The following is a 20,742-nucleotide window of genomic DNA, read 5'->3' on the forward strand; positions in this document are numbered from 1 at the left end:
CATGGCCGACAAGACTCCGTCCAAGCTCAACTTCGCGGAACTTCAGCAGCAGCTGAAGTCCCAGTTCCAGGGACTCAATCCCAACGACCCGTCCTCCTGGCCGGCGATTCCGCGCTTCGCGCTGTGCTTCGTGCTGATGGTGGCGATCGTGGTGGCGCTCTGGTTCGTCTGGTTGAATAACTCCGACGCCGAACTCGAGGCCGAGCGGGCCAAGGAAGTCACGCTGCGCGACGACTACCAGAAGAAGCTGGTCCAGGCGGTCAACCTCGATGCCCTCAAGAAGCAGCGCGAGCAGGTCCAGCAGTACGTGACGCAGCTCGAAAAGCAGTTGCCCAGCAAGGCCGAAATGGATGCGCTGCTGTCCGACATCAACCAGGCGGGCCTCGGCCGCAGCCTGCGCTTCGAGCTGTTCAGGCCCGGCAGCGTGAGCGCCAAGGAGTACTACGCCGAGCTGCCGATCGCGCTGCGGGTGTCGGGCCGCTATCACGACATCGGTTCGTTTGCCTCCGACGTCGCCAATCTGTCCCGCATCGTCACGCTGAACAACCTGAGCATCCTTCCCACCCGCGACGGCCAGCTGCAGATGGAGGCGACTGCCAAGACGTTCCGCTACCTGGACAGCGACGAGGTTGCGGCCCAACGCAAAGCCACTCCTGCCGGAGCGAAGAAGAAATGATCTATCGACGCGTCGGCGCATGCGCCGCACTGATCGCCTTGCTGGCTGGCTGCGGGTCATCCGGCCAGGAAGAGCTCCAGCAATGGATGACGGACCAGCGCAACCAGACCAAGCCCCAGGTGCAGCCGATCCCGGAGCCCAAGAAATTCACGCCGCAGGCCTATACCCAGGAAGCGGCGACCGACCCGTTCAGCAGCCAGAAGCTGACCGAGGCGCTCAAGCGCGATTCGTCGCAGGTCAGCGCCAACGCCGCCCTGGTGGCGCCTGAACTGGCGCGCCGCAAGGAGCCGCTGGAGAGCTTCCCGCTGGACTCGATGAGCATGGTCGGCAGCCTGGTCAAGCAGGGCCAGCCGGTGGCCCTGATCAAGGTTGACAACCTCCTGTACCAGGTTCGCCCGGGCAATTACCTGGGCCAGAACTACGGAAAGATCACCAAGGTGGGAGAGACCGAAGTGACCCTGCGCGAAATCGTGCAGGACGCCGGCGGCGAATGGATCGAGCGCACAGCCAAACTGCAACTGCAAGAGAGGGCAAAATGAACATACATAGCTGGATGACGTTGCGGCGAGCGTGGCAGATGTGCGTGGGGTTGCTGCTGGCGGCCGGCGCGCTGGCCGCCCAGGCGCAGACGGTGGTGGAAGCGGTTTCCAGCTCGGTGCAGGGCGGCGTCGAAGTTGTGCGCGTGGACTTTTCGCAGCCACTGGACGCGGTCCCGGCCGGCTTTGCAATCCAGGCGCCCGCGCGCATCGCGCTCGACATCCCGGGCGCCTCGAACGGCCTGGGCCGTTCCACCGTCGACATCAACCAGGGCAACGTGCGGTCCGTCAACGTGGTGCAGGCCGGTGAGCGGACCCGACTGGTCCTCAATCTCAAGTCGCCGACCGCCTACAAGGCGACGCTGGTGGGCAAGTCGCTGATCGTGTCGTTGGAGCCGGTGTCCGCCGCGGCGCCGACGCCCAGCAGCGTGCCGGTGTTCGCCGAGAGCCGCAACCGCGACACCCAGCCCCTGCGCGACATCGATTTCCGCCGCGGCCCGGACAGTTCAGGCCGGGTGGTCGTCGACCTGCCGAACAACCAGGTCGGCGTCGACATCCGCCAGCAGGGCCAGACCCTGGTGGTCGAATTCCTCAAATCCACGCTGCCGGAAGGCCTGCGCCGCCGGCTGGATGTCTCGGACTTCGGCACGCCGGTGCAGACCGTCACCACGTTCCAGACCGGCGACCGCGTCCGGGTGGTGATCGAGCCCAAGGGCGCCTGGGAGCACAGCGCCTACCAGAGCGACAACCAGTTCGTGGTCGAAGTCCGGCAACAGAAGATCGACCCGAACAAGCTGACGCAGGGCCCGGGCTACAGCGGCGAGAAGCTGTCGCTGAACTTCCAGAACATCGAGGTGCGGTCGCTGCTGCAGGTGATTGCCGATTTCACCAACTTCAACATCGTGACCTCCGATTCGGTGACGGGCGCGGTGACGCTGCGGCTGAAGGACGTGCCGTGGGACCAGGCGCTGGACATCATCATGCAGGCCAAGGGCCTGGGCATGCGCAAGAGCGGCAATGTGCTGTGGATCGCGCCGAAGGACGAAATCGCGTCCAAGGAGAAGCTCGAGCTCGAGGCGCAGGCCGCCATCCAGAACCTGGAGCCCTTGCGCACCCAGTCGTTCCAGCTCAATTACACCAAGGCCACCGAGATCGCTGCGCAATTGACGACCGGCACCGGCGCGGCACGGATCCTGAGCATCCGCGGCAGCGTGATCGCCGAGCCCCGGACCAACCAGCTGTTCGTCACGGACGTGCCGGGTCGCCTGGAGCAGGTGCAGCAGCTGATCGCAAAACTCGACATCGCGGTCCGCCAGGTCCTGATCGAGGCGCGGATCGTCGAGGCGTCGGACACCTTCGGCAAGTCCCTGGGCGTGCGACTCGGGGGCAGCGACCTGCGCGGGGTGCGCGGCGGCGACCCGGGTTACCAGGTGAGCGGAAGCAACCGGATCGCGCTGGGCGGGACCTATAACGCGGTTTCAGCCACCACCGGCGAAAGCTCCGGCACGCTGGACACCACCAACACGACCTTCGTGAACCTGCCCGCCGTGGGGCAGGGCGGCTTCACCCCATCGAGCTTCGCAATCTCGCTGTTCAGCGCAGCCGCCAACCGGTTCCTGAACCTGGAGCTGTCGGCGCTGGAAGCCGACGGAAAAGGCAAGCTGGTGTCGAGCCCGCGCATCGTGACCGCCGACCAAACCAAGGCGTCGATCGAGCAGGGAACGGAATTCCCCTACCAGCAGGCAACTTCGAGCGGCGCCACCTCCGTGGCCTTCCGCCGCGCCACCTTGAGGCTCGAGGTCACGCCCCAGATCACGCCGGAAGGCAACATCATTCTTGACCTGGACATCAACAAGGATAGTCGCGGCGAAACGACGGCAGCGGGAATTGCTATCAATACCAAGCATATTAAGACGCAGGTGCTGGTCGAAAATGGCGGAACCGTGGTCATCGGCGGTATCTTCGAACTGACGGAAACCGAAAACGAGGCCAGGGTGCCGTTCCTTGGCGACCTGCCGGCCGTCGGCAATTTGTTCAAGAACAAGCAGCGGACGTCCAGCAAGCAGGAAATGCTGGTGTTCATTACCCCCAAGATGATTGCAGACCGCGCGGCAGCGCGTTAGACCTACCCCTCTCTTACCTGAAGCAGTTGGAAAAGGAAGATTCATGACTCGTTACCTGAAACCATGGGCGGCATTACTGGTCGCTGCCTTCCTGACCGCCTGCGGCGGCGGGGGAGGAAGTCCGGGCGCGACTTCGACCGGCGGGGGCGTCACGCCCACCGATCCGACGGCCGTCGCGACCGCCTCGGTCGCAGACCTTGCGATTTATACCGACAAGTCGGCGATGTCGAATTCAGGAACGGACAAGGTCACCGTCACGGTGGTTGCGGTCAACGCCAACCGGAATGCGGTGACCGGCGCAACCGTCACCGTATCGGCCGACAAGAACAGCATCTTCACGGCGGCCGGCGCGACAACCGATGCAACGGGCACCTTCACTGGCACGTTGACGATCGGTTCCGACCGCACCAATCGCACGATCACGATCACGGCCATCGCCAACGGCATCAGCCGGCAGACGACCGTGCAGGTCGCGGATATCTCCGGGCCCGGCAACACGGCCAATGCAGTGGCGGACTTCGCCCTGCTGACCGACAAGACTTCGATCGCCAATACCGGGACCGATACCGCGGTCCTGACGGTCGTGGCGGTGGATTCCAATCGCAACGTCGTGGCCGGCGCAACCGTTTCCGTCGCAGCCGGAGCTAACGCGATCTTCACGCCCAACGGGACCAACGTCACCAACGCATCGGGCATCTTCACCGGAACGATCTCGGCCGGTTCCGACAAGACCTTGCGCACCATCCCGATCACGGTGACGGTCAACGGGATCGTCAAGACGACGACCCTCGATGTCACCTTCCCTGTGGTGCCGACGACGCCCTCGACGCCCGGTGGCACGACCACCACCACGACCCCGGTGATCCCGGTCGCCGACATGGTGCTGTTCCTGGACAAGTCCACCATCAACAACAGCGGCTCGGACAAGGCGCAGTTGACGGTCATTGCCCTGGACGTGAACCGCAACGTCGTCTCCGGCGCCGCTGTCGCGGTAACGACGGACCAGAACAGCGTGTTCATTCCGACCGGTGGAAACACCACCAATGCGCAGGGAACGTACACGGGCAACGTGTCGATCGGCGCCGACAAGTCGAACCGCGTGATTACCCTGTCGGTGACAATCAACGGTATCGTGCGGCGCACGTCGGTCCAGGTGATCGGCAGCAAGCTCACCGTGCAGGCCCAGCCCAGTACGCTGGCGCCCGGCCAGGCTGGGACGATCTCGACAGTGCTGCAGGACTCGTCGCTCAACCCGGTTGCCGGCACCACGATCACGTTGAGCGGTTCGCTGCCGGGCGTTTCCGGATTGACTGCGGTCACGGACTTCAGCGGCCAGGCCAAGTTCAGCTTCACCGCGCCCGGCACGACCGGCACCTTCACGATCGGTGCCGCTGGCAGCGGCGTGACGGCTGCCAGCGTCCAGGTCCAGGTCGTGACCGCAGGCGTCATTCCGGACGCCGTGATTCCGGCCGGGGTCGTGCCATCACTGTCGGCTTCGCCGAACGTGTTGCAGGTCAACGCCGTCGGCTCGACCGCCAACCGCTCGACGCTGCGCTTCCTGTTCGTGGATGGCTCGGGCAATCCGGTCACGAATGTCCGCGTCCGCTTTGACGACCTGACCACCGGCATCGCCGCCGTAGGGTCGTCGATCACCAGCGGCACCCAGACCCTGGTGACCGACAACTCGGGCGTGGTCACCGCGCAGTACATTGCCGGCCAGAACTCCAGCCCGACGAACGGAGTAACGATTCAAGCCTGCTACAACTTCACGGACCCGGTGCCTCCGTTGCCATGTCCTGCTGCCAACTCCGTAAAGGCGACGCTGACGGTAGCCGGCGCCGCGCTGGCGGTGTCGATCGGCGACGACAATTTGCTGACGCCATCGAACGGGACCTACATCAAGAAGTTTGCCATCACGGTGGCCGACTCGGCTGGCAGAGCCGTTGCCAATGCTCCTGTCGATATCTCGCTGGACTTGACCCATTATGGAAAGTCCCAAACCTGGGGCAGGGGAACCTTGTCGACGGTGCCCACATCCCTGACGGCTGACGCGACGATCGCAGCCTCCGGTACCGCCACGGTCTTCTACTGGTGCCAAAACGAGGATACGAATCGCAATGGGGTGGTGGATCCCAGCGAAAACCGGGACAACAGCGTGGACGCAAATGGTCAACCAACACTGCAGCCTCGTCGCAGCGACATGATCATCAGTTATGACGATCCGACAGTGACCACGACCAATGCAAGCGGCATCTTGATCATCAGGGTCCAGTACTCGCAGCGTTACGGCGGTTGGCTGGCCTACAAGGTGCGAGTCACTGCAAATGTGGCGGGATCGCAAGGCATGGCCGAAAGACCGTTCGTCACGGATGTTCTGGCGGCGGATGTGACCAATGGCTCGTTCCTGACGCCGGCCTACGGAGTCAACAACTGCACGACGGCGAACTGACGCCCCAGCAGCCAGGCGGCCCCAGGCGCCTGGCGCTTGTCGGCCTGCCGGGCTCCGGAAAATCCACCGTCGGGCGCCAGCTGGCCCGGCGGCTCGGGTTGCCCTTCACCGATTCGGACCACGTGATCGAGCAGCGCATCGGCTGCTCGATCCGTTCCTTTTTCGAGCGCGAGGGCGAGCCCGCCTTCCGCGACATCGAGCAGGCTGTGCTCGACGAGCTGATGGACTCGCCGCCGGGCGTGGTCGCCACCGGCGGCGGCGCCGTCCTGCGTTCGGCCAATCGCGAGCGCCTGCGCGCCGGCGCGACGGTGATCTACCTGCGCTCCACGCCCGAAGAGGTGTACCGCCGGACGCGTCACGACAAGAGCCGGCCGCTGCTGCAGGTCGACGACCCGATGGAGCGCCTGCGCAGCCTGCAGGCCGAGCGCGATCCGCTGTATCGCGAGGCGGCGCATTTCGTGGTCGAGACCGGGCGTCCTTCGGTGCCGACCCTCGTCAACATGATCCTGATGCAGCTGGAACTGGCCGGGTTGGTGACGCCCAAGTAGGCCCACTGGCAAGGCCGGCCCCCGTGCCGACTTAAACTCGCGGCATGTCCGCTGTATCCGCTCCTGCACCCGTCCGGCGCGTCGCCATCGAGCTTGGCGAGCGCAGCTATCCGATCGACGTGGGCAATGGCTTGCTGGGACAGGCCGCGACGTGGTCAGCCCTGCCGCAGGCCTCGTGCGCCCTGATCGTCACCAACGACGTGGTCGGGCCGCTCTACGGCGGCCGCATGGCCGAGGTCCTGCGCACCCGCTATCGCCAGGTCCACACGGTCGTCCTGCCCGACGGCGAGCAGCACAAGGACTGGCAGACGCTCAACCTCATCTTCGATGCGCTGCTCCGGCACGCCTGCGACCGCCAGACGGTGATCGTCGCGCTTGGCGGCGGCGTGGTGGGGGATATGGCGGGATTCGCGGCCGCCAGCTACATGCGCGGCGTGCCGTTCGTCCAGGTGCCGACGACGCTCCTGGCACAGGTCGATTCCTCCGTCGGCGGCAAGACGGCGATCAACCATCCGCTGGGCAAGAACATGATCGGCGCGTTCTACCAGCCGCAGCAGGTGGTCTGCGACCTGGACACGCTGCAGACGCTGCCGGCCCGGGAACTGAGCGCCGGCCTGGCGGAAGTGATCAAGTACGGCCCGATCCTGGACATGGAATTCCTCGCGTGGATCGAGGGCAACATCGATGCGCTGATGGCGCGCGACCCGGCGGCCCTGGCCCACGCGGTGGTGCGCAGCTGCGAACTCAAGGCATGGGTGGTCGGGCAGGACGAACGCGAATCCGGGCTGCGCGCGATCCTCAATTTCGGCCATACCTTCGGCCACGCGATCGAGGCCGGACTGGGTTATGGAGCATGGCTGCACGGCGAGGCGGTCGGCTGCGGCATGGTGATGGCGGCGTTGCTGTCGCAGCGGCTGGGTGGGGTCGACGCCGCTTTCGTGCGACGGCTGCACGACCTGATCCGCAAGGCAGGTCTGCCGGTGAAGGGTCCGCGGCTGGGCGCCGAGCGCTACCTCGAGCTGATGCGGGTGGACAAGAAGGCGCAGGCCGGCGAGATCAAGTTCGTGGTGATCGACCGGCCAGGGCACGCGAGCGTCACGGGCGCACCGGATGCACTGGTGCGCGACGTGATCGAGCAGTGCTGCGAGTAACCCGCGAGGCAAGCCGGTGACCCTTGCGCCATGGGCCTGCGATCCGGGGCAATCGCGCGGCCGCCGCCACCCTGAACCGGCGGCGCCGACGCGCACCGAGTTCCAGCGCGACCGCGACCGCATCGTCCATTCGACCGCATTCCGGCGGCTGGTCTACAAGACCCAGGTGTTCCTCAACCACGAGGGCGACCTGTTCCGGACCCGGCTGACGCATTCGATCGAGGTGGCCCAGCTCGGGCGTTCGATCTCCCGTTCGCTGCAGCTGGACGAAGACCTGGTGGAGGCGATTGCCCTGGCCCATGACCTGGGCCACACGCCCTTCGGCCACGCCGGCCAGGACGCGCTGGACGAGTGCATGCGGGCCCACGGCGGCTTCGAGCACAACCTGCAGAGCCTGCGCGTCGTCGACCGGCTGGAGGAGCGCTATCCCGCCTTCGACGGCCTGAACCTCACCTTCGAAACCCGCGAGGGCATCCTCAAGCACTGTTCGCGCGCCAATGCGCAGCGGCTCGAACTGGCCGAGCCGGGCGGGGTGGGCCGGCGCTTCCTGGAGCGCCGGCAGCCCTCGCTCGAAGCGCAGCTGTGCAACCTGGCGGACGAAATCGCCTACAACGCCCATGACATCGACGACGGCGTGCGCTCGGGGCTGATCACGCTGGAACAGCTGGAACAAGTGGAGCTGTTCCAGCAGCATGCGCGGGAGTCGCTGGCCGACCATCCGGGCCTGCAGGGGCGCCGCCTGCTGTATGAAGCGATCCGCCGAATGCTCAGTGCCCAGGTCTACGACGTGATCGAGGCGACCGCCGCCGCGATCGCCCGCGTCGCTCCGGCCAGCGCCGACGACGTGCGCGCGAGCGAGGCGCTGGTGCGGTTCAGCGACACCATGCGCGAGCGCTCCGGCGCGCTCAAGTCCTTCCTCATGCGCAACCTCTATCGCCATCCGCAGGTCACCCAGACCACGGTGCAGGCGAAACGGGTCGTGCGCGAACTGTTCGACGCCTACTGCGCCGACCCGGGCCAGATGCAGGCCGGCTTTGCCGCGCGCCCGGACACGCCGCGGGCGGTCGCCGACTACATCGCGGGAATGACGGACCGCTTCGCCGGCCGCGAGCACGAACGCCTGACCGGCAGCAGGCTGCTCGCATGAACGCAGCATGAGCAGGCCCCAGCCCCAATGGCTGGTGATTTCGGCCGGCGTTTGCGCTGCGCTGCATGTCGGCAAGCTGCCGGCGGCGCTGCCGGTGCTGCGCGACTCGCTCGACGTCAGCCTGCTGCAGGCGGGCTTCCTGCTGTCGCTGGTGCAGCTTGCCGGCATGGCGCTGGGCGTCGTGGTCGGCCTCTTGGCGGACGGCGTGGGCCTGCGCCGCACCATGCTGGCGGGGCTGTTGCTGCTGGCTGGCGCGAGCGCGCTCGGCGCGGGCGCCGACCAGCCTTCGCAGCTGCTCGTGCTGCGCGCGGTCGAGGGCCTGGGTTTCCTGCTGGCGACGATGCCGGGGCCGGGCCTGATCCGGCGGCTGGTGCCTTCCGGCAGGCTCAGCGCGGCCCTGGGACGGTGGAGCGCGTTCATGCCGCTGGGGACGGCATTGGCGCTGCTGTGCGGGCCGTTGGCGATCGGCCTGGCCGGCTGGCAAGGGCTCTGGCTGACGCTCGCGGCGATCACCCTGGGCGTGGCCCTGGCGCTCTGGGCCTGGGTTCCGGCCGACCGGCTGCAAGAGCGGCACGCCTCCATGCCCGCCGGCTGGTCGACCCGGCTGCGCCAGACGCTGACGTCGCGTGGACCGTGGGTGGTGGCGTGGTGCTTCGCCGTCTATTCGGCCCAATGGATCTCGGTGATCGGCTTCCTGCCGTCGATCTATGCGCAGGCCGGGCTGGCGGCCGGCTGGACCGCCGTCGCGACCGCCGGTGCGGCGGCCGTCAACATCGTCGGCAACGTCGCCGCGGGACGCCTGCTCCAGCGCGGCGCACTGCCGGACCGCCTGCTGCTGGCCGCCTATGCAGCAATGGGTCTGGGCGCCTGGGTCGCCTTCGGCCCCCTGGTGCAGGGGCTGCCGGCGCCGGCGGCGGTTGCTGTGCGCTATGCGGCGGTGCTGGTCTTTTCGATGCTTGGCGGGATGATTCCCGGGACCCTGTTTTCGGCGGCGGTGCGGCTGGCGCCCGGCGAGCACGCCGTCTCGACCACCGTCGGCTGGATGCAGCAATGGTCCTGCGCGGGCCAGGTGGCCGGGCCGCCGCTGGTCGCTTGGGTGGCGCACCGGGCCGGCGGCTGGCAGTGGACCTGGCTGGTCACCGGGTGCTGCACCCTGGCGGGAATGGCATTGGCAGTGGCCGCGCGCCATCGCCTGCGGTCTTCCGTGGTGTCGCATGGGGCCGCAGGCGCCCCCTAGAATCAGGCGATGCCTTATCGAACCAGGAGGACCGCATGAGCTTCCTCGACCAACTCAAGACCCAGGCCAACGCCGTCAAGAGCCACCAAGACCAGCAACAGGTCGAGCATGACGCCAGCACGCTGGCCACCGAGCAGGCATGCAGCACCGTGATGTTCTATCTCGAGCAGATGGTGAAGTCGCTCAACGTGATCGAGCCCGACGGCCCCAAGCTGAGCCTGGACGGCAAGACCCCCTGGCCGGCGATGAAGCTGACCGGTTTCCAGCTCGATGCGCGCAAGAAGATGCTGCGCAACCGCGAAGTCATCGACTACATCGGCGTGGCCTGGCAGATCGTGCCGCGCGCCGGCCGTCCCGTCACGGGCAGCGTTTCGGCCAACTTCCTGCCCGACCTGCAGCGGCTGGAAGCGCGGCTGGCGGCCGGCTGGGTGCAGCACGAACGGCACGAGATCCGCCATCCGGAAAAGAACACGCTGCAACTGGTGCGCCTGGACTACACCACGCAGTCGCGCGGCAATATCCGCGTGACGCCGGACCATGAGAACGCCATGCTGGCCTTCCGCCTGGCCAACCTCAACGGCTTCGGCCTGACCAACACCACCTGGCCGGCGGCGCAGCTCCATGCCCCGGTGCTCGACGAGCTGGCCAAGATGGTCTGTGGCCAGCCGAGCCGCTTTGCCTGACGCGATGCCCGGCGACGACGCAGTGATCGGCGCCACCCGCAGGTGGCTGGAGCGGGCCGTCATCGGCCTGAACCTGTGTCCCTTCGCCAAGGCCGTGCACGCCAGGGGGCAAGTTCATTTCGCCGTCAGTGCGGCCGACTCGCCGGCTTCAATATTGGACGACCTGGCACGCGAGCTGGACGGCCTGGTGGCGCGCGACGCGCGCGAGCGCGATACGACGCTGCTCATCGTCCCGCATTGCCTGGAGCTTTTCCTCGATTTCAACGACGTGGTGGCGCGCGGCGAGCGCATGATCCGCAAGAAGGGCCTCGAGGGCGTGATCCAGCTGGCCAGCTTCCATCCCCATTTCTGCTTCGCGGACAGCAGCGACGATGACGTGACCAATTTCAGCAACCGATCTCCCTATCCCACCCTGCATTTGCTGCGCGAGGCCAGCATCGACAAGGCGGTGCGCGCCTTTCCGGACGCCGAGGCGATCTACGGCGCCAACCTCGAAACGCTCAGGAAGCTGGGCGCCGAGGGCTGGGCGGCGCTCGATGTGGGGCCCGCACGATGAAGGCGGCCAAGATGCACTCGCAAAAGGCTGCACCTGCCCCAGCCCAGCTCGATCCCGACATCCGGCCGGGCCAGTCGGTGGAGCTGCTCAAGGAATTGCACATCCTCACGCGCGACGGCAAGCTCAATCAGGACTCGCGCCGCAAGCTCAAGCAGGTCTACCACCTGTACCAGTTCATCGAGAAGCTGCTGCTGGAGCTGGCGTCGGACGTGCCGGCGGCAGCCGGCCCCACGCTGGCCGATCATGGCGCAGGCAAGTCGTATCTGGGGTTCATCCTCTACGACCTGTTCTACAAGAGCCGTCCCGGTGGCCACATCTACGGCATCGAGACCCGCAGCGAGCTGGTCGACAAGTCGCGCGAGCTGGCCGCCCGGCTCGGCTTCGAGCGGATGTCCTTTCTCAACATCAGCGCGGCCGACGCCGCCGACAACGCTCTGCTGCCGGCGGAGATCGACATCGTCACCGCGCTCCATGCCTGCGACACCGCCACCGACGACGCCATCGCCTTCGGGCTGCGCAAGAACGCCAGGTTCATGGTGCTGGTGCCCTGCTGCCAGGCCGAACTGGCCGGCTGCCTGCGCCAGAACAAGGCGCTGTCGCTTGCGCGGACGCCGCTGGCCGAGCTCTGGCGCCATCCGCTGCACACGCGCGAGATGGGCAGCCAGCTCACCAACGTCCTGCGCTGCCTGTACCTCGAGGCCATGGGCTACCAGGTGACCGTGACCGAACTGGTCGGCTGGGAGCACAGCATGAAGAACGAGCTGATCCTGGCCCGGCGCACCGGCCAGCGCAAGCAGTCCGCGGCCGACCGGCTGCGCGCCCTGCTGGCCGAATTCGGGCTTCAGGGGCTGGAGCCGCTGCGCTATCCCCTCTAATCGGGGTCAGACTCCAATTATCATGGCTGGATGGCGCGCCTTCCAAGACTGACCGTTCCCGGCTATCCCCACCACCTGATCCAGCGCGGAAACAACCGGCAGCCGATCTTCGGCAACGACGCCGACTACGAAACGCTGCTGGCGATGCTGGAGGAGAACGCCCGCAAGTTCGAGGTCGAATTGCACGCCTACGTGCTCATGACCAATCACTTCCACCTGCTGGCCACCCCGGCGACGCCGACCGGGCTTCCCTCGCTGATGCAGGCGGTGGGGCGGCGCTATGTCCGGCATTTCAACCAGGTCCAGGGGCGCACCGGGACGTTGTGGGAAGGACGGTACCGCTCCACGCTGATCGAGGCCGACCGGTACCTGCTGGCCTGCATGGTCTACCTGGATCTAAATCCGGTGCGGGCGGGAATCGCCCAATCGGCGGCCGACTATCCGTGGTCAAGCCATCGCCACTACGCCGGGATGCGCGACGACAAGCTGGTGACACCGCATCCCCTGTACTGGACGCTCGGCAACACGCCCTTTGCCCGCGAAGCTGCGTATGCCGAGATGGTTGTTGCAGGCATTAGCCAACAACAGCAGCACGCGCTTACCAACTCGGCCTTGCAGGGGTGGGCGCTGGGGGAGGCCAGTTATGTCCAGGACCTGCAAAAGCGCACCGCCCGGCGCGTCAGCAAGGCGAAGGCGGGGCGGCCGCCGCAAAAGACTGCAGCAGGCCGGGTTCTTCCTGTCCCCAAATAACTTCAGACGGATTACGGGCCAACGTAATTGGAATCTGACCCCGATTATTTGACTTGGCTTTGATGCTGCGCTGCAGTATGCTGGCCCTCCCCCGAAAAACAGGAGTGCGCCATGACCACGGCCGCCGAAATCACCTATTTGCAAGAACACGGCCTGTATTCGGGCGCCAACGAGCACGACGCGTGCGGTGTTGGTTTCGTAGCGCACATCAAGGGCGAGAAAAGCCACAGCATCGTCCAGCAGGGTCTGAAGATCCTGGAAAACCTGGACCATCGGGGCGCCGTCGGCGCCGACAAGCTGATGGGCGACGGTGCCGGCATCCTGATCCAGCTGCCGGATGCGCTTTATCGCGAGGAAATGGCCAAGCAGGGCGTCGAGCTGCCGCCGCCCGGCGAATACGGCGTCGGCATGGTGTTCCTGCCCAAGGAACACGCCTCCCGCCTGGCCTGCGAGCAGGAGCTGGAACGCGCCGTCAGGGCCGAAGGCCAGGTGCTGCTTGGCTGGCGCGACGTGCCCGTGGACAAGGACATGCCGATGTCGCCCGCCGTGCGCAAGAAGGAGCCGATCCTGCGCCAGATCTTCATCGGCCGCGGCAACGACGTGATCGTGCAGGACGCGCTGGAGCGCAAGCTGTATGTGATCCGCAAGACCGCCAGCGCCCACATCCAGGCGCTCAAGCTCAAGCACAGCAAGGAATACTACGTTCCCAGCATGTCCAGCCGCACCGTGGTCTACAAGGGCCTGCTGCTGGCCGACCAGGTGGGCACCTACTACCTGGACCTGAAGGACCCGCGCTGCGTCTCGGCGCTGGGGCTGGTGCATCAGCGCTTCTCCACCAACACCTTCCCCGAGTGGCCGCTGGCCCACCCGTATCGCTACGTCGCCCACAACGGCGAGATCAACACCGTCAAGGGCAACTACAACTGGATGAAGGCGCGTGAAGGCGTGATGTCCTCGCCGGTGCTGGGCGCGGACCTGCAGAAGCTGTATCCGATCAGCTTCGCCAACCAGTCGGACACCGCCACCTTCGACAACTGCCTCGAACTGCTGACGATGGCCGGCTATCCGATCAGCCAGGCCGTGATGATGATGATTCCCGAGCCCTGGGAACAGCACGCCACGATGGACGAGCGCCGCCGGGCCTTCTATGAATACCACGCCGCGATGCTGGAGCCGTGGGACGGCCCCGCCTCCATCGTCTTCACGGACGGCCGCCAGATCGGCGCCACGCTGGATCGCAACGGCCTGCGTCCGTCGCGCTATTGCGTCACCGACGACGACCTGGTGATCATGGCCTCCGAAACCGGCGTGCTGCCGGTGCCGGAAAACAAGATCGTGCGCAAGTGGCGGCTGCAGCCCGGCAAGATGTTCCTGATCGACCTGGAGCAGGGCCGGATGATCGACGACGAGGAGCTCAAGTCCAGCCTCGCCAACAACAAGCCCTACAAGCAGTGGATCGAGAACCTGCGGATCAAGCTCGACGACCTGTCGGACACCTCGGGCAGCGCGCCCGAGAGCGACGTCGACCTGCTCGATCGCCAGCAGGCCTTCGGCTACACGCAGGAAGACATCAAGTTCCTGATGTCGCCCATGGCGCAGGCCGGCGAAGAAGGCATCGGCTCGATGGGCAACGACAGCCCGCTGGCCGTGCTGTCCAACAAGGACAAGCCGCTCTACAACTACTTCAAGCAGCTGTTCGCGCAGGTGACGAATCCGCCGATCGACCCGATCCGAGAAGCGATCGTGATGTCGCTGGTGTCCTTCATCGGCCCCAAGCCGAACCTGCTGGACATCAACCAGGTCAACCCGCCGATGCGGCTGGAAGTGAGCCAGCCGATCCTCGACTTCGCCGACATGGCCAAGCTGCGCGACGTGGAAAAGCACACCCACGGCAAGTTCCGCAGCTACACGCTGGACATCACCTATCCGCTGGCGTGGAGCCACGAGGGCGTGGAAGCCAAGCTGGCGTCGCTGAACGCCGAAGCGGTCGATGCGATCAAGAGCGGCAAGAACATCCTGATCATCAGCGACCGCGCGGTCGGCCCGACCCAGGTCGCCATCCCCGCGCTGTTGGCGCTGTCGTCGATCCACCAGCACCTGGTGCGCGAGGGCCTGCGCACCACCGCGGGCCTGGTGGTCGAAACGGGCACCGCGCGTGAGGTGCACCATTTCGGCGTGCTGGCCGGCTACGGCGCCGAGGCGGTCCACCCCTATCTCGCGATGGAGACGCTGGTCTCGATCCACAAGGACTTGCCGGGCGACCTGAACCCGGACAAGGCCATCTACAACTACGTCAAGGCGATCGGCAAGGGCCTGTCCAAGATCATGTCCAAGATGGGCGTGTCGACGTACATGAGCTACTGCGGCGCCCAGTTGTTCGAGGCCATCGGCCTGAACAGCGAGACGATCGAGAAGTACTTCACCGGCACCGCCAGCCGCGTCGAGGGGATCGGCGTGTTCGAGATCGCGCAGGAAGCGATCCGCATGCACAAGGCCGCGTTCGGCAACGACCCGGTGCTCGAGAGCATGCTGGACGCCGGCGGCGAATATGCCTGGCGCGCGCGCGGCGAAGAGCACATGTGGACGCCGGACGCGATCGCCAAGCTGCAGCACAGCGCGCGCTCGAACAACTGGAACACGTACAAGGAATACGCCCAGTTGATCAACGACCAGAGCCGTCGCCACATGACGCTGCGCGGGCTGTTCGAATTCAGGATCGACCCGTCCAAGGCGATCCCGGTGGACGAGGTCGAGCCGGCCAAGGAGATCGTCAAGCGCTTCGCCACCGGCGCGATGTCGCTGGGCTCGATCTCCACCGAAGCCCATGCCACGCTGGCCGTGGCCATGAACCGCATCGGCGGCAAGAGCAACACCGGCGAGGGCGGAGAGGACCCGGCCCGCTACCGCCAGGAGCTCAAGGGCATTGCGATCACCCAGGGCCAGACCATGGCGCAGATCATCGGCAAGGACGTGGTGGAGGTCGACATCCCGCTGCAGGCCGGCGATTCGCTGCGCTCCAAGATCAAGCAGGTCGCGTCCGGCCGGTTCGGCGTCACCGCCGAATACCTCACCTCGGCCGACCAGATCCAGATCAAGATGGCGCAGGGCGCCAAGCCGGGCGAGGGCGGCCAGCTGCCCGGCGGCAAGGTCTCCAAGTACATCGGCAAGCTGCGCTACTCGGTGCCGGGGGTCGGCCTGATTTCGCCGCCGCCGCACCACGACATCTATTCGATCGAGGATTTGGCCCAGCTGATCCACGACCTGAAGAACGTCGCGCCCCATGCCTCCATCAGCGTGAAGCTGGTGTCGGAAGTGGGCGTCGGCACCATCGCCGCCGGGGTCGCCAAGTGCAAGAGCGACCACGTGGTGATCGCCGGCCATGACGGCGGCACCGGCGCCTCGCCGTGGTCGTCGATCAAGCATGCCGGCAGCCCGTGGGAGATCGGCCTGGCCGAAACCCAGCAGACGCTGGTGCTGAACCGCCTGCGCGGCCGCATCCGGGTGCAGGCCGACGGCCAGATGAAGACCGGCCGCGACGTCGCCATCGGCGCACTGCTGGGCGCCGACGAATTCGGCTTCGCCACCGCGCCGCTGGTGGTGGAGGGCTGCATCATGATGCGCAAGTGCCACCTGAACACCTGCCCGGTGGGCGTGGCCACGCAGGACCCGGTGCTGCGCAAGAAGTTCTCCGGCCGGCCCGAGCACGTCGTCAACTACTTCTTCCATGTCGCCGAGGAAGTGCGCCAGATCATGGCGCAGCTGGGCATCCGCAAGTTCGACGACCTGATCGGCCGGGCCGACCTGCTCGACACCCGCAAGGGCATCGAGCACTGGAAGGCGCGGGGACTCGACTTCAGCCGCCTGTTCGCGCTGCCCAACGTGCCGGCCGAAGTGGCGCGCTTCCAGGTCGAGGACCAGGATCACGGCCTGCACAAGAGCCTGGACCGGGTGCTGATCGAGAAGTCGCGGCCGGCGATCGAGCGCGGCGAAAAGGTGCAGTTCATCGAGGTGGTGCGCAACGTCAACCGCACGGTCGGCGCCATGCTGTCGGGCGCGCTCACCAAGGTGCATCCCGAGGGCCTGCCGGACGACACGATCCGCATCCAGCTGGAAGGCACCGGCGGCCAGTCGTTCGGCGCCTTCCTGGCCAAGGGCATCACGCTGTACCTGATCGGCGACGCCAACGACTACACCGGCAAGGGCCTGTCGGGCGGCCGGATCGTGGTGCGTCCGAGCATCGACTTCCGCGGCGCGGCGGTGGACAACATCATCATCGGCAACACGGCGCTGTATGGCGCAACCACCGGCGAAGCCTTCTTCAGCGGCGTCGCCGGCGAGCGCTTCGCGGTGCGGCTGTCGGGCGCCACGGCGGTCGTCGAAGGCACCGGCGACCACGGCTGCGAGTACATGACCGGCGGCACGGTGCTGGTGCTGGGCAAGACCGGGCGCAACTTCGCGGCCGGCATGTCCGGCGGCATCGCCTACGTCTACGACGAGGACGGCCAGTTCGCCAGCCGCTGCAACACCGCGATGGTGTCGCTGGAAAAGGTCGGCACGGCGGCCGAGCAGCAGGCCGGCGTGAAGTCGCGTCTGCACAAGGACCAGACCGACGAGACCCTGCTGCGCAAGCTGCTGGAGGAGCACAACCGCTGGACCGGCAGCCGCCGCGCCCGCGAATTGCTGGACCACTGGGCGATCTCGCGCATGAAGTTCGTCAAGGTGTTCCCGAACGAATACAAGCGGGCGCTGGCCGAGATGTACGAGCGCGAGGTGGAAGCCGCCAGCGCCGGCACCAACGCCCACGTGGCGATGAAGCACGAAGCAGCCGTCCCGGCGAAGTAAGGACTAGGAAGAATCATGGGAAAAGTCACCGGCTTCATGGAGTTCGAACGAGTCGAGGAGGGCTACCGACCGGTCGACCAGCGCCTGAAGAACTACAAGGAATTCGTCATCGGCCTGGACGACGCGCAGGCCAAGCTCCAGGGCGCCCGCTGCATGGACTGCGGCATCCCGTTCTGCAACAGCGGCTGCCCGGTCAACAACATCATTCCGGACTTCAACGACCTGGTGTACCGCCAGGACTGGCAGAACGCGTTCGTGGTGCTGGACTCGACCAACAATTTCCCGGAGTTCACCGGCCGCATCTGCCCGGCGCCCTGCGAAGCCGCCTGCACGCTCAACTTCAACGACGAGCCGGTCGGCATCAAGTCGATCGAGCACGCCATCATCGACCGCGCCTGGGAGCACGGCTGGGTCCATCCGCGGGTGGCCAAGATCCGGACCGGCAAGAAGGTCGCGGTGGTGGGCTCCGGGCCGGCCGGCATGGCGGCGGCGCAGCAGCTGGCGCGCGCCGGCCACGACGTCACCCTGTTCGAGAAGAACGACCGCATCGGCGGCCTGCTGCGCTATGGCATTCCCGACTTCAAGATGGAGAAGAGCCATATCGACCGCCGCGTCGACCAGATGGGGGCCGAGGGCGTGACCTTCCGCACCGGCGTGATGGTCGGCAAGCTGCCCGAGGGCAGCAAGGTGACCAACTGGGCCAAGGAGACGATGTCGCCCGAGCAGCTGCAGCAGGACTTCGATGCGGTGGTCCTGACCGGCGGCGCCGAACAGTCGCGCGACCTGCCGGTGCCAGGCCGTGACCTGGACGGCGTGCATTTCGCGATGGAGTTCCTGCCGCAGCAGAACAAGGTCAACGCCGGCGACAAGGTCAAGGGCCAGATCAGCGCCAAGGGCAAGAAGGTGATCGTGATCGGCGGCGGCGACACCGGCTCCGACTGCGTGGGCACCAGCAACCGCCACGGCGCCGCCAGCGTCACCCAGTTCGAGCTGATGCCGCAGCCGCCGGAAGAAGAGAACAAGCCGCTTACCTGGCCTTACTGGCCGTACAAGCTGCGCACCAGTTCCAGCCACGAAGAGGGATGCGAGCGCGAATTCGCCATCGCCACCAAGGAATTCATCGGCGACAAGGGCAAGGTCACCGGGCTGAAGACGGTCCGCGTCGAGTGGAAGGACGGCAAGATGGTCGAGGTTGCCGGCAGCGAACAGCTGCTGGAGGCCGATCTGGTGCTGCTGGCGATGGGCTTCGTCAGCCCGGTGGCGACCGTCCTGGACGGCTTCGGCGTCGACAAGGACGGCCGCGGCAACGCCAAGGCCACGACCGAGTTCACCGGCGGCTACGCGACCAACGTGCCGAAGGTGTTCGCGGCCGGCGACATCCGCCGCGGCCAGAGCCTGGTGGTGTGGGCGATCCGCGAAGGCCGCCAGGCGGCGCGGGCGGTGGATGAGTTCCTGATGGGCTACTCGGACCTGCCGCGCTGAGGGCGCCCCGGCGCCGCTCAGTGCAAACCCTTATGATGCCCGCCTGTGCCATTGATGGCCGGGCTGGGTCCCGGCCTTCCCATTCCGGATGACCGAATCCCCCGCTCCCAATATCGTCGAATGCAGGAACGCCAGTTTCGGCTATGGCGAGCGCCGCATCCTCCAGGACGTGAGCTTCACCGTTCCACGCGGCAAGGTCACGGCGCTGATGGGTGCGTCCGGCGGCGGCAAGACCACCGTGCTGCGGCTGGTCGGCGGCCAGGTGCGCGCCCAGCAGGGCCAGGTGCTGTTCGACGGCAAGGATGTGGGCAGGATGGACGCCGACGGCCTGTTTGGCATCCGGCGCCGGATGGGCATGCTGTTCCAGTTCGGCGCGCTGTTCACCGACCTGAGCGTGTTCGACAACGTGGCCTTCCCGCTGCGCGAGCACACCAGCCTGCCTGAGGCCCTCATCCGCGACATCGTGCTGATGAAGCTGCAGGCCGTCGGCCTGCGCGGCGCCCGCGACCTGATGCCCAGCGAAGTCTCCGGCGGCATGGCGCGGCGCGTCGCGCTGGCGCGGGCGATGGCGCTGGACCCGGAACTGATGATGTACGACGAGCCGTTTGCCGGCCTGGACCCGATTTCGCTGGGCACGGCCGCGCGCCTGATCCGCCAGCTCAATGACACCCTGGGCATCACCAGCATCGTGGTCTCGCACGACCTGGAGGAAACCTTCAGGATCGCCGACCAGGTCATCGTGCTGGCCAACGGCAAGGTCGCCGCCCAGGGGACGCCCAAGGAAGTCCAGGGCTCGGTGGACCCCCTGGTCCACCAGTTCGTGCACGCCGAGCCCGACGGGCCGGTCCATTTCCACTATCCGGGCCCCTCGGTGGCGCAGGATTTCGGCGGAGGCCTGCAATGAGCTGGTACAACCCGGCCGACGTCGGCTTCGCCCTGCGCTCCAAGCTGTCCGACCTGGGCCGCGGGGCGCGCCTGTTCCTGCGGCTGGTGTCGCTGGCCGGTCCCAGCTTCCGCCGCTTCGGCCTGATCCGCGACCAGGTGCATTTCCTGGGCAACTACTCGCTGGCCATCATCACGGTCTCCGGCCTGTTCGTCGGCTTCGTGCTGGGCCTGCAGGGCTACTACACGCTGCAGCGCTACGGCTCGTCCGAGGCACTCGGGCTGCTGGTGGCGCTCAGCCTGGTGCGCGAACTCGGCCCGGTGATCACCGCGCTGCTGTTCGCGGGTCGGGCCGGCACCTCGCTGACGGCCGAAATCGGCCTGATGAAGGCGGGCGAGCAGTTGAGCGCAATGGAAATGATGGCCGTCGACCCGGTCAGCCGGATCCTGGCGCCCCGTTTCTGGGGCGGCGTGATCGCGATGCCGCTGCTGGCTGCGGTGTTCAGCGCGGTCGGCATCGTCGGCGGCTGGGCCATCGGCGTGCTGCTGATCGGCGTCGACCCCGGCGCCTTCTGGAGCCAGATGCAGGGCGGCGTCGACGTCTGGAAGGACGTCGGCAACGGCGTGGTCAAGAGCCTGGTGTTCGGCGTCGCCGTCAGCTTCATCGCCCTGCTCGAAGGATTCGAGGCCCATCCCACGCCCGAGGGCGTTTCGCGCGCCACCACCCGCACGGTGGTCGTCGCCTCGCTGACCGTGCTCGGGCTGGACTTCATTCTCACCACGCTGATGTTCAGCATCTGAAGAC

The 20,742-nt window shown here is 66.6% G+C and carries 16 protein-coding genes; all 16 read left to right on the forward strand.

All coding sequences use genetic code 11. The features are described from left to right. Position 1 precedes the first annotated feature (1 nt). Positions 2-676, forward strand: coding sequence for a type IV pilus inner membrane component PilO (locus tag ACFPOE_RS22990; RefSeq protein ID WP_376852679.1), 675 nt, complete (start codon positions 2-4; stop codon positions 674-676). Further along, the gene (locus ACFPOE_RS22995; protein WP_376852680.1) at positions 673-1,215 is read left to right on the forward strand and encodes a pilus assembly protein PilP; all 543 of its coding nucleotides are present in this window, start codon (positions 673-675) and stop codon (positions 1,213-1,215) included. The genes ACFPOE_RS22990 and ACFPOE_RS22995 overlap by 4 nt, the downstream gene beginning before the upstream one ends. Before the next feature lie 14 nt (positions 1,216-1,229). Beyond that, on the forward strand, positions 1,230-3,335 hold the full coding sequence (gene pilQ / locus ACFPOE_RS23000) for a type IV pilus secretin PilQ (RefSeq protein ID WP_376852681.1): 2,106 nt from the start codon (positions 1,230-1,232) through the stop codon (positions 3,333-3,335). Positions 3,336-3,378: 43 nt separating this feature from the next. Further along, positions 3,379-5,784 (forward strand): hypothetical protein, encoded by a 2,406-nt coding sequence (locus ACFPOE_RS23005; protein ID WP_376852682.1) that lies wholly within the window; start codon positions 3,379-3,381, stop codon positions 5,782-5,784. 44 nt (positions 5,785-5,828) lie between these two features. After that, on the forward strand, positions 5,829-6,332 hold the full coding sequence (locus ACFPOE_RS23010; protein ID WP_376852854.1) for a shikimate kinase: 504 nt from the start codon (positions 5,829-5,831) through the stop codon (positions 6,330-6,332). 44 nt (positions 6,333-6,376) lie between these two features. Then, entirely contained in the window at positions 6,377-7,483 is a 1,107-nt protein-coding gene (gene aroB / locus ACFPOE_RS23015) for a 3-dehydroquinate synthase (protein WP_376852683.1), read from the forward strand. 16 nt (positions 7,484-7,499) lie between these two features. Further along, positions 7,500-8,630, forward strand: a complete 1,131-nt coding sequence (locus tag ACFPOE_RS23020) for a deoxyguanosinetriphosphate triphosphohydrolase (RefSeq protein ID WP_376852684.1) — start codon at positions 7,500-7,502, stop codon at positions 8,628-8,630. Positions 8,631-8,637: 7 nt separating this feature from the next. Beyond that, on the forward strand, positions 8,638-9,867 hold the full coding sequence (locus ACFPOE_RS23025) for an MFS transporter (protein ID WP_376852685.1): 1,230 nt from the start codon (positions 8,638-8,640) through the stop codon (positions 9,865-9,867). Between the two features lie 35 nt (positions 9,868-9,902). After that, positions 9,903-10,550: a hypothetical protein gene (locus ACFPOE_RS23030; RefSeq protein WP_376852686.1), complete on the forward strand. Its 648-nt coding sequence runs from the start codon at positions 9,903-9,905 to the stop codon at positions 10,548-10,550. 4 nt (positions 10,551-10,554) lie between these two features. Further along, positions 10,555-11,106 carry a DUF1415 domain-containing protein gene (locus ACFPOE_RS23035; RefSeq protein ID WP_376852687.1) on the forward strand — a complete coding sequence of 184 codons (552 nt, stop codon included), beginning with the start codon at positions 10,555-10,557 and terminating at the stop codon, positions 11,104-11,106. 11 nt (positions 11,107-11,117) lie between these two features. Continuing rightward, complete coding sequence (locus ACFPOE_RS23040) at positions 11,118-11,981, forward strand: class I SAM-dependent methyltransferase (protein ID WP_376852688.1); 864 nt, start codon at positions 11,118-11,120, stop codon at positions 11,979-11,981. 30 nt (positions 11,982-12,011) lie between these two features. Next, the gene (locus tag ACFPOE_RS23045; protein ID WP_376852689.1) at positions 12,012-12,731 is read left to right on the forward strand and encodes a transposase; all 720 of its coding nucleotides are present in this window, start codon (positions 12,012-12,014) and stop codon (positions 12,729-12,731) included. 111 nt (positions 12,732-12,842) lie between these two features. After that, positions 12,843-17,573, forward strand: a complete 4,731-nt coding sequence (locus ACFPOE_RS23050) for a glutamate synthase-related protein (RefSeq protein ID WP_376852690.1) — start codon at positions 12,843-12,845, stop codon at positions 17,571-17,573. Positions 17,574-17,588: 15 nt separating this feature from the next. After that, positions 17,589-19,055 (forward strand): glutamate synthase subunit beta, encoded by a 1,467-nt coding sequence (locus ACFPOE_RS23055; RefSeq protein ID WP_376852691.1) that lies wholly within the window; start codon positions 17,589-17,591, stop codon positions 19,053-19,055. A gap of 88 nt (positions 19,056-19,143) precedes the next feature. Continuing rightward, a complete protein-coding gene (locus tag ACFPOE_RS23060; RefSeq protein ID WP_376852692.1) occupies positions 19,144-19,959 on the forward strand; it encodes an ABC transporter ATP-binding protein in 816 nt (271 codons plus the stop codon). After that, on the forward strand, positions 19,956-20,738 hold the full coding sequence (mlaE, locus tag ACFPOE_RS23065) for a lipid asymmetry maintenance ABC transporter permease subunit MlaE (protein ID WP_376852693.1): 783 nt from the start codon (positions 19,956-19,958) through the stop codon (positions 20,736-20,738). The genes ACFPOE_RS23060 and mlaE overlap by 4 nt, the downstream gene beginning before the upstream one ends. The last annotated feature ends 4 nt before the right edge of the window (positions 20,739-20,742 follow it).

Source organism: Caenimonas terrae (assembly GCF_042655405.1).
Classification (GTDB): Bacteria; Pseudomonadota; Gammaproteobacteria; order Burkholderiales; family Burkholderiaceae_C; genus Ramlibacter; species Ramlibacter terrae_A.

Bases quoted from the DNA above. Each gene is read 5' to 3' on its own strand.
- ACFPOE_RS23005 (WP_376852682.1), top strand. From the start codon at position 3,379: ATGACTCGTTACCTGAAACCATGGGCGGCATTACTGGTCGCTGCCTTC.
- ACFPOE_RS23060 (WP_376852692.1), top strand. From the start codon at position 19,144: ATGACCGAATCCCCCGCTCCCAATATCGTCGAATGCAGGAACGCCAGT.
- ACFPOE_RS22990 (WP_376852679.1), top strand. From the start codon at position 2: ATGGCCGACAAGACTCCGTCCAAGCTCAACTTCGCGGAACTTCAGCAG.
- ACFPOE_RS23045 (WP_376852689.1), top strand. From the start codon at position 12,012: ATGGCGCGCCTTCCAAGACTGACCGTTCCCGGCTATCCCCACCACCTG.
- ACFPOE_RS23050 (WP_376852690.1), top strand. From the start codon at position 12,843: ATGACCACGGCCGCCGAAATCACCTATTTGCAAGAACACGGCCTGTAT.
- aroB (WP_376852683.1), top strand. From the start codon at position 6,377: ATGTCCGCTGTATCCGCTCCTGCACCCGTCCGGCGCGTCGCCATCGAG.
- ACFPOE_RS23055 (WP_376852691.1), top strand. From the start codon at position 17,589: ATGGGAAAAGTCACCGGCTTCATGGAGTTCGAACGAGTCGAGGAGGGC.
- ACFPOE_RS23030 (WP_376852686.1), top strand. From the start codon at position 9,903: ATGAGCTTCCTCGACCAACTCAAGACCCAGGCCAACGCCGTCAAGAGC.
- ACFPOE_RS23025 (WP_376852685.1), top strand. From the start codon at position 8,638: ATGAGCAGGCCCCAGCCCCAATGGCTGGTGATTTCGGCCGGCGTTTGC.
- pilQ (WP_376852681.1), top strand. From the start codon at position 1,230: ATGACGTTGCGGCGAGCGTGGCAGATGTGCGTGGGGTTGCTGCTGGCG.
- ACFPOE_RS23035 (WP_376852687.1), top strand. From the start codon at position 10,555: ATGCCCGGCGACGACGCAGTGATCGGCGCCACCCGCAGGTGGCTGGAG.
- ACFPOE_RS22995 (WP_376852680.1), top strand. From the start codon at position 673: ATGATCTATCGACGCGTCGGCGCATGCGCCGCACTGATCGCCTTGCTG.
- mlaE (WP_376852693.1), top strand. From the start codon at position 19,956: ATGAGCTGGTACAACCCGGCCGACGTCGGCTTCGCCCTGCGCTCCAAG.
- ACFPOE_RS23040 (WP_376852688.1), top strand. From the start codon at position 11,118: ATGCACTCGCAAAAGGCTGCACCTGCCCCAGCCCAGCTCGATCCCGAC.